Raw genomic sequence first — 9238 nt, forward strand, 5'->3', positions numbered from 1 at the left:
GGGGGGGGGGGGCTGCCGTGCTTGCCGCCGCCGCAGGCCGCGTACCCGCGCGCCGCTGCGGCCGTACGGGGGCTACTTGCGGCCGACGAGCTTCCAGGTGGCCGGCAGCAGGCCCATCGCCAGCGCCGCCTTGAGCGCGTCGCCGATCAGGAACGGGGTCAGGCCCGCCGCGACGGCCGCGCCGAAGGACATCCCGGTGGACAGCGCCAGGTACGGCACGCCGACCGCGTAGATCAGGGCGGAGCCCAGCACCATCGTGCCCGCCGTGCGCAGGACGGAACGGTCGGCGCCGCGGCGGGCCAGGGCGCCCGCGACGGTGGCGGCGAGCAGCATGCCGAGCACGTAGCCGAAGGAGGCGCCGCCCGCGCCGGAGGTGCCGCCCGCGAACCACGGCATGCCCGCCATGCCGGCGAGGGCGTAGAGGGCGAGCGAGAGGAAGCCGCGGCGGGCGCCGAACGCGGTGCCGACCAGCAGGGCCGCGAAGGTCTGGCCGGTGACCGGGACCGGGGAGCCGGGGACCGGCACGGAGATCTGCGCGGCGAGGCCGGTCAGCGCGGCTCCGCCGACGACGAGCGCGATGTCGCGGACGCGGCTCGCGGGCAGCAGGTCGGCGAGGACGACGCCGGGGCGGAAGGAGACGGAAGCAGTGCTCATCGGAGGCTCCGCGGAGTGAGGGTGACGGGACGATCACCGACGCTAATGCGCGGCCGGGCGCCGCCCCACCTCCGGCCGGAACAAAGCCCTACTCACCGGTTTGGTGGGGAGTGCACAAAGAGACCGGCCCCTCCTTCAGGGAGGGTGATCCGCGTCACGAGCCAGATTCAGACAACACGTCCGTTTTGCGCGGAGAGGCGCCGTCCGGCGAGACTGTAGGGTCCCGCCAATCCACTGCGGAGCCCCCACCGCCGCTGCCGAGCACGAGAGTACGAGCATCCACTCATGCGCGACCGCTTGCCCACCACTCCTCCGACCGGCCCCGCCGGGCCCGACCTGCCGGTGGAACCCCTCAGCCACAGCCTCAAGCAGCGCCACCTGACCATGCTGGGCCTCGGCGGCGTGATCGGCGCCGGGCTGTTCGTCGGCTCCGGCGCCGGCATCGGCATCGCCGGGCCCGCGATCATCTGCTCCTACCTGCTCGCGGGCGCCCTCGCCATGCTGGTGATGCGCGCGCTCGGCGAGATGTCGGCGGCGATGCCCGCCTCCGGGTCGTTCTCCGTGTACGCGGAGCGGGCGCTGGGCCGCTGGGCCGGTTTCTCGGCGGGCTGGCTCTACTGGTTCCTGCTGGTCGTGGTGCTGGCGGTGGAGGCCACCGGCGCGGCGAAGATCGCGAACGGCTGGCTGCCCGCGGTGGACCAGTGGGTGTGGGTGCTGATCTTCATGGTGGTCTTCACCGTGAGCAACCTGGCCGCAGTGAAGAACTTCGGCGAGTTCGAGTTCTGGTTCGCGGCCCTCAAGGTCGGCGCGATCGTCCTGTTCCTGGTCCTCGGCACCCTCGCGGTCTTCGGCCTGCTCCCCGACACCGACCCCATCGGCATGGCCAACCTCACCGGCCACGGCGGCTTCTTCCCCGAGGGCTTCGGCGGGGTGGTCGCCGGCATGCTCGCCGTCATCTTCGCCTTCGGCGGCCTGGAGGTCGTCACCATCGCGGCCGCCGAGTCCGACGACCCGGCCAAGTCCGTGGCCCGCGCGGTGCGCAGCGCGGTGTGGCGCATCCTCTTCTTCTACGTCGGCTCGATGCTGGTCATCGTGACCCTGCTGCCGTGGGACTCGCTGGAGCCGGGGCAGAGCCCGTACGTGGCGGTCCTGGACTCGATCGGGATCCCGGCGGCCGGCCAGATCATGAACATCGTGGTGTTCGTGGCGCTGCTCTCCGCGCTCAACGCCAACCTGTACGGGTCCTCGCGCATGGTGTTCTCGCTGGCCGAGCGCGGCGAGGCGCCCGGGGCGCTGCTGAAGGTGTCGGGCGGCGGGGTGCCGCGCCGGGCGGTCTTCGCATCGGTGGCCTTCGGTTTCGTGTCGGTGGTGCTGAACCTGCTGTGGCCGGACACGGTGTTCCTCTACATGCTCAACGCGGTCGGCGCGGTGCTGCTGTTCGTGTGGGCGCTGATCGCGGTCTCGCAGCTGAGGCTGCGCCGCATGCTGGAGCGGGACATGCCGGAGCGGCTGACGCTGCGGATGTGGTGCTTCCCGTACCTGACGTGGACGGCGCTGCTCGGCATGGCGGCGGTGCTGGTGCTGATGCTGTTCGACGACTCGGCGCGGCCGCAGCTGCTGTGGTCCGCGGGCGCGGCGGCCGCCGTGCTCGTGGTGGCGTGGGTGCGCGAGGTCCGGGCGCCGAAGGCCTGATCCCGCGGCAGCGGTGACGGAGCAGGCCCCCGCGCCGGGTGCGCGGGGGCCTGCCGTGCGTTGCGGTGGCGTCAGGTCCTGAGGTGGGAGGCGCCGTTCACGTCGAGGACGGTGCCCGAGCTCCAGACGGCCGCGGGCGAGGCGAGGTGGAGGACCGCGGCGGCGACCTCCTCCGGAGTGCCGACCCGGCCGAAGGGGCTCTGGGCGCGGATGCGCTCGCCCTCCTCGCCGTCGAGCCGGCCGGCGACCCGCTCGGTGGCGACGAAACCGGGCGCGACGGCCGCGACCGCGATGCCGTGCGGGGCCAGGGAGACGGCGAGGGACTGGCCGAGGGCGTGCAGGGCCGCCTTGGTCGCGCCGTAGGCCGGGTGGTCGGGCTCGCCGCGGAAGGCTCCGCGCGAGCCGATGTTGACGACGCGGCCCGCGCGGCGGCCGTCGATCATGCGGCGGGCGACGCAGTGCATGAGGTTCGCGGCGCCGAACAGGTTGACCGCGGCGGTGTGCTGCCAGGCGGCCTGCCAGTCGGCGTACGAGGTGGTGGGCAGCGGGTGCGCGACCATGACGGCGGCGTTGTTGACGAGGACGTCCACGCCGTCGAGCGCCTCCTCGGCCCGGGCGGCGAGGTCCGCCACCTGTGCGGGGTCGGCGAGGTCGCCGGTGAGCAGGACGTGGCCGTCCCCCGGCAGTCCGGCGAGGGTCCGTTCGGCGTCGGCCCGGCGGGCGGTGCAGTGGACGGCGACGCGGTCGCCCTGCCGTGCGAAGGCGGTGGCGACGGCCCGCCCGATGCCCCGGGAGGCTCCGGTGACCAGTACGCCCCGGCCCGTCGCCGCCAATTCCCGTATGCCGTGGTCCATTCGGCCCCCTGTCCCGTGTCCGGCGTCTGCCGCGAGCGTACGGGGACGATCACCGGCGGTCATCCCGTTGTCCGAATAACGGACGCAGAATGTCCGTTGATCGGACGCGGGTGAGACTGGGGCACTTCCTCCCGTCCACCCGCACACCGGACAGGCACCACCTTCATGAGCCAGACATCCACCGCGCCGCGCGTCCAGGACGCTCCCCCCTCGGGCGGCGCGGGGTCCCCCCTCGGCAACGGCCTCAAGCAGCGCCACCTTTCGATGATCGCCCTCGGCGGGGTCATCGGCGCCGGGCTCTTCGTGGGCTCCGGCGCCGGCATCGCCGCCGCGGGTCCCTCGATCGTGATCGCGTACGCCGTGTCCGGACTGCTCGTGATGTTCGTGATGCGGATGCTCGGCGAGATGTCCGCCGCGAACCCCGCCTCCGGTTCCTTCTCCGTCCACGCGGACCGGGCCATCGGCCCCTGGGCCGGGTTCACGGCCGGCTGGATGTTCTGGACGCTGCTGTGCGTGGGCGTGGCCATCGAGGCGATCGGCGCGGCGCACATCATGACCGGCTGGTTCCCCGGCATCCCGTCCTGGGTGTGGGTGCTGGCCTTCATGGCACTGTTCTGCGGCACCAACCTGGCCGCCGTCTCCCATTTCGGCGAGTTCGAGTTCTGGTTCGCCGCGCTCAAGATCGGTGCGATCGCGCTGTTCCTGGGCCTGGGCGTACTGGCCGTCCTCGGCATGCTGCCCGGCACCGCCGCCCCCGGCGCCGCCCATCTCGTACACGACGGCGGGTTCCTGCCGGGCGGCACGGACGGCCTGCTGGTCGGACTGCTGGCGTCGGTCGTCGCGTACGGCGGCCTGGAGACCGTGACCATCGCGGCCGCCGAGTCGGACGACCCCGTCAAGGGCGTGGCCCGGGCCGTGAAGACCACCATGTGGCGGATCGCGATCGTCTACGTCGGCTCCATGCTGGTCATCGTGACGCTGCTGCCGTGGAACGACCCGGCGGTCACCGAACAGGGCCCGTACGCGGCCACCCTGGACCGCCTGGGCATCCCGGCCGCCGGCGAGATCATGAACGTGGTCATCCTGATCGCCCTGCTCTCGGCGATGAACGCGAACATCTACGGCTCCTCCCGCATGGCGTACTCGCTCGTCGCCCGCGGCCAGGGCCCCAAGGCGCTGGGCAAGGTGAGCGGCCGGGTGCCGCGGCGCGCGGTGCTCGCCTCCTGCGGGTTCGGCTTCGTGACGGTGCTGCTGTCCTACTGGTACCCGGACACCCTGTTCGCCTGGCTGCTGAACATGGTCGGCGGGGTCATCCTCGTCGTCTGGGGCTTCATCGCGGTCTCGCAGTTCGTGCTGCGGCGCCGGCTGGAGCGGGAGGCCCCCGGGAAGCTCGTCGTGAAGATGTGGGGCTTCCCGTACCTGACGTGGGTGGCGCTGGCCGGCGTGGCCGGGGTCCTGGTCCTGATGGTCCTGGGCGAGGACACCCGGGTCCAGGTCGTCTTCACCGGCGGCCTCACCCTGGCCCTCGCGGCGACCGGCTACGCGATGCAGCGCCGGGCGGCGGCCCGCCCCTGACCGGCCCGCTTCCGGCCGGCGCGGTCCCGGCCGGCGCGCTCCCGAGGGGCGCCCGCGACGAAGGCGCCCTCCGTGCACGGCACGGGGGGCGCCTTCGTCATGTCCCCCGCCCGCACCCCGGCGAGGTCAGGCGACCCTTACGTGATCACAGGAATAGATACTGCTAGCGTGCAGTTGCGCATTGATTGCAATAAGCAGTTGGCACGCCGAGGGGACCGGATAACACGCATGGCCATCTACACGCTTCCTGAGCTTCCGTACGACTACGCGGCCCTGGAGCCGGTGATCAACCCGCAGATCATCGAGCTGCACCACGACAAGCACCACGCGGCCTACGTCACGGGCGCCAACACCACGCTGGAGCAGCTGGAGGAGGCGCGCGACAAGGAGAACTGGGGCGCGCTGAACGGCCTGGAGAAGAACCTGGCCTTCCACCTCTCCGGCCACATCCTGCACAGCATCTACTGGCACAACATGGCCAGCCCGAAGACCGGCGAGGGCGGCGGCGAGCCCACCGCCGCGGACGGCGTCGGCGAGCTCGCGGACGCCATCACCGAGTCCTTCGGCTCCTTCGCGAAGTTCAGGAAGCAGCTGACCTTCGCGTCCTCGGCGACGCAGGGCTCCGGCTGGGGCGTGCTCGCGTACGAGCCGGTCAGCGGCCGTCTGGTCGTCGAGCAGGTCTACGACCACCAGGGCAACGTAGGCGTCGCCAGCACCCCGATCCTGGTCTTCGACGCCTGGGAGCACGCCTTCTACCTGCAGTACAAGAACCAGAAGGTGGACTTCATCGAGGCCATGTGGAACGTCGTCAACTGGCAGGACGTGGCCCGGCGCTACGCCGACGCCAAGGCGAACACCCCGCTGCTGATCCCCGTCAAGGGCTGATCGCAGCCCCGCACGCCTCCCCCGGCCTCCGGCCGGGGGGTGCCCCCTCCTCGTGATCGTCTTCTCAACCTTCGCGTAGGGGGCGTCCAACGGAAGACCCCCGCAAGGACGTGACTTGGGGGGGTCTTCTGCGTGCGTCGGCGGACCGGCGGTCCTACTCGAAGGACGGGCCCTTGGTGCGGGTGCGCTTGATCTCGTAGAAGCCGGGGGTGGCGGCGACCAGCAGGGTGCCGTCCCACAGCCGGGCGGCGGCCTCGCCGCGCGGGGTGGGCGTGACGACCGGCCCGAAGAAGGCGACGTCGTCGCCCTCGGCGCCGGGTACGGAGATCACCGGGGTGCCGACCTCCTGGCCGACGCGCTCGATGCCGTTGTTGTGGGAGTCGCGCAGCACCTGGTCGTACTCGTCGGAGTCGGCGTAGGCGAGCAGCTCGGCCGGCAGGCCGACCTCCGCCAGCGCCTCGGCGATGACCTCGCGGGTCGCACCCTTGTCCTCGTTGTGGATCCGGGTGCCGAGCGCGGTGTAGAGCTTGCCGGTGACCTCTTCACCGTGCTTCTGCTGGGCCGCGATGACGACGCGGACCGGGGCCCAGCCCTTGGGGCCGAGGATCTCGCGGTAGCGCTCGGGCAGCTCTTCGAGCTTGTTCTCGTTGAGGACGGCGAGGCTCATCACGTGCCAGCGCACCTCGACGTCGCGGACCTTCTCGACCTCCAGCATCCAGCGGGACGTCATCCAGGCCCAGGGGCAGAGCGGGTCGAACCAGAAGTCGACCGGGGTCTTCTCGCGCACCTGGGTGTCGGCCATGTCTCTCCTCGAGTCGCGTGGGCATCGGTGGTCGTGTTCCCCCTCCCCAACCAGGCCAGGACCTCGCGCATTCCCCCGTGGGAGGATTCGATCAGGTATCGCGATCACGCACGAAGGAGTGCACGTGCCCGGAGAGAATCTGTCCCGTGACGAGGCCCGCGAGCGGGCGGAGCTGCTGTCCGTCGACGGGTACGAGGTCGTCCTCGACCTGAGGTCCGCCGTGGAGGAGGCGGAACCGGCCGAGGGTCCCCGGACCTTCCGCTCGGTGACCACGATCCACTTCCGGGCGGCGGCTCCCGGCTCGGCCACCTTCGCGGACCTCGTCGCCCCGTCGGTGAACTCCGTGACCCTCAACGGGCGCGCCCTGGACCCGGCCGCCGTCTTCGACGGGGCGCGGATCGCCCTGGCCGGGCTGGACTCCGAGAACGTCCTGGTGGTGGACGCGAACTGCGCGTACAGCCGGACCGGCGAGGGCATGCACCGCTTCGTCGACCCGGAGGACGGCGAGGTCTACCTCTACACGCAGTACGAGCCGGCCGACGCCCGCCGGGTGTACGCGAACTTCGAGCAGCCCGACCTGAAGGCGCCCCACCGCTTCGAGGTGACCGCGCCGGAGGGCTGGCACGTCTGGAGCAACGGCGCGGAGGAGTCCCGCGAGGGCCTGACCCGCCGCTTCGCCGAGACCGCGCCGATCTCCACCTACATCACCTGCGTGGTGGCGGGCCCGTACCACTACGTCACGGACACCTACACGCGCGGGGAGCTGACGATCCCGCTGGGCGCGATGTGCCGCAAGGGGCTCGCGAAGCACTTCGACGCGGACGACGTCTTCCTCGTCACCAAGCAGGGATTCGACTTCTTCCACGAGCACTTCGACTACCCGTACCCCTTCGGGAAGTACGACCAGGCGTTCGTGCCGGAGTACAACCTGGGCGCGATGGAGAACCCGGGGATGGTGACCTTCCGCGAGGAGTACATCTTCCGCGGCAAGGTGACGCGGGCGGCGTACGAGCGGCGCTGCAACACGATCCTGCACGAGATGGCCCACATGTGGTTCGGCGACCTCGTCACCATGAAGTGGTGGGACGACCTGTGGCTGAAGGAGTCCTTCGCGGACTTCATGGGCTCGTTCTCCCAGGTGGAGGCGACCCGCTTCGACCAGGCCTGGGTGACGTTCGCCAACAACCGCAAGGCGTGGGCGTACCGGGCCGACCAGCTGCCCTCCACGCACCCGATCACGGCCGACATCCGCGATCTGGAGGACGCGAAGCTCAACTTCGACGGCATCACGTACGCCAAGGGCGCGGCGGTGCTCAAGCAGCTGGTCGCGTACGTGGGCCGGGAGGCGTTCCTGGAGGGCGCGCGGCGCTACTTCAAGGCCAACGCCTACGGGAACACCACGCTGGACGATCTGCTGTCGGTCCTCGCGGAGGTCTCCGGGCGGGACATGGCCGAGTGGTCCCGGGCGTGGCTCCAGACGGCCGGCGTGAACGTGCTGACGCCGGTGGTGACGTACGACGCGGGCGGCCGGGTGACCGAGCTGGCCGTGGTCCAGGAGGGCGAGCAGCTGCGCCCGCACCGGGTCGCCGTCGGCCTGTACCGGCTCCAGGACGGTTCGCTGGTGCGCTACGCACGGGCCGAGGCGGACGTGGCGGGCGCGCGGACGGCCGTGCCGGAGCTCGCCGGGCAGGAGCGGCCCGACCTGGTGCTGGTCAACGACGACGACCTCACGTACTGCAAGATGCGCTTCGACGAGGGCTCGCTGGAGACGCTGCGCCAGCGGCTCGGGAACCTGGCCGATCCGCTGGCGCGGGCGCTGTGCTGGTCGGCGCTGTGGAACCTGACGCGCGACGGGCTGGTGCCGGCGCGTGACTTCGTCGCCCTGGTGCTGGCCCACTCCGGCCGTGAGACGGACGTCGGCGTGCTCCAGATGCTGCACTCGCAGGCGCTGACCGCGGTCACGCACTACGCGGCGGCCGACTGGCGCGAGCAGGGCGGCCGGGTGCTGTCGGCGGTCGCGCTCCAGGAGCTGCGCCGGGCGGAGCCGGGTTCGGAGCACCAGCTGACCTGGGCCCGCTTCTTCGCGGCGAGTGCGGCGACGGAGGGCGACTTCCAGCTGCTGCTGGGGCTGCTGGACGGGTCGGCGCGGATCGACGGGCTGGAGGTGGACCAGGAACTGCGGTGGGACTTCCTGCTGCCGCTGTCCGCGCACGGCGCGGTGGACGAGGCCGTGCTGACGGCCGAGCTGGTCCGCGACGACACGGCCTCGGGCAAGCGGCACCAGGTGCGCTGCCTGGCGGCGCGGCCGTCCGAGGCGGTCAAGGACCAGGCGTGGGCGGCGGTCGTCGAGTCGGACGCACTGTCGAACGCGCTGGTGGAGGCGACGATCGCCGGTATGCAGCAGTCCTCGCAGCGGGCGCTGCTGGCGCCGTACGCGGGGCGCTACTTCGAGGTGATCGAGCGGATCTGGACGGAGCGGTCCATCCAGATCGGCATGCACGTGGTGAAGGGGCTGTACCCCTCGCTGGAGGACTCCGAGGCGACGCTCGCCGCCACGGACGCCTGGCTGTCCGCGCACGCCGGCGCCGCTCCGGCGCTGCGCCGCCTGGTGCTGGAGGCCCGTGACGACCTGGCCCGCGCGCTGCGTGCGCAGGCCTGTGACGCGGCCTCCGGCGAGGCCTCCGCGGCGGTCTAGCGGCGTGCGGGGGGGGGGGGGGGGCGGCGGCCCCCCCGGGGGGGGGGCGGGGGGGCGCGGGGGGGGATGGGCGGGGGGGTT

7 protein-coding genes are annotated in these 9238 nt (G+C 72.0%); 4 read left to right on the forward strand and 3 right to left on the reverse strand.

The window, feature by feature from the left end; genetic code table 11:
- Positions 1-72: 72 nt before the first annotated feature.
- On the reverse strand, positions 73-654 hold the full coding sequence (locus tag ACFXA3_RS24820; RefSeq protein ID WP_385190272.1) for a biotin transporter BioY: 582 nt from the start codon (positions 652-654) through the stop codon (positions 73-75).
- A 285-nt stretch (positions 655-939) separates the two neighbouring features.
- Here ACFXA3_RS24820 and ACFXA3_RS24825 point away from each other — a divergent pair, with 285 nt between their 5' ends.
- Positions 940-2346 (forward strand): amino acid permease, encoded by a 1407-nt coding sequence (locus tag ACFXA3_RS24825; RefSeq protein WP_385190274.1) that lies wholly within the window; start codon positions 940-942, stop codon positions 2344-2346.
- Between the two features lie 71 nt (positions 2347-2417).
- On the opposite strand, the gene ACFXA3_RS24830 is transcribed toward ACFXA3_RS24825, so the two are convergent.
- The gene (locus ACFXA3_RS24830) at positions 2418-3200 is read right to left on the reverse strand and encodes an SDR family NAD(P)-dependent oxidoreductase (RefSeq protein ID WP_385190277.1); all 783 of its coding nucleotides are present in this window, start codon (positions 3198-3200) and stop codon (positions 2418-2420) included.
- A 165-nt stretch (positions 3201-3365) separates the two neighbouring features.
- Between ACFXA3_RS24830 and ACFXA3_RS24835 the strand changes: the two genes are divergently transcribed.
- Entirely contained in the window at positions 3366-4775 is a 1410-nt protein-coding gene (locus tag ACFXA3_RS24835) for an amino acid permease (protein WP_385190280.1), read from the forward strand.
- A 228-nt stretch (positions 4776-5003) separates the two neighbouring features.
- The gene (locus tag ACFXA3_RS24840) at positions 5004-5660 is read left to right on the forward strand and encodes a superoxide dismutase (protein WP_385190282.1); all 657 of its coding nucleotides are present in this window, start codon (positions 5004-5006) and stop codon (positions 5658-5660) included.
- Positions 5661-5814: 154 nt separating this feature from the next.
- Here ACFXA3_RS24840 and ACFXA3_RS24845 read toward each other — a convergent pair whose 3' ends face one another.
- Complete coding sequence (locus ACFXA3_RS24845) at positions 5815-6462, reverse strand: DsbA family protein (protein WP_385190284.1); 648 nt, start codon at positions 6460-6462, stop codon at positions 5815-5817.
- Between the two features lie 124 nt (positions 6463-6586).
- Between ACFXA3_RS24845 and pepN the strand changes: the two genes are divergently transcribed.
- Positions 6587-9157: an aminopeptidase N gene (gene pepN, locus ACFXA3_RS24850; protein WP_385190285.1), complete on the forward strand. Its 2571-nt coding sequence runs from the start codon at positions 6587-6589 to the stop codon at positions 9155-9157.
- The last annotated feature ends 81 nt before the right edge of the window (positions 9158-9238 follow it).

Origin of the sequence: Streptomyces sp. NPDC059456 (genome assembly GCF_042750055.1) — a bacterium.
Lineage (GTDB): Bacteria > Actinomycetota > Actinomycetes > Streptomycetales > Streptomycetaceae > Streptomyces.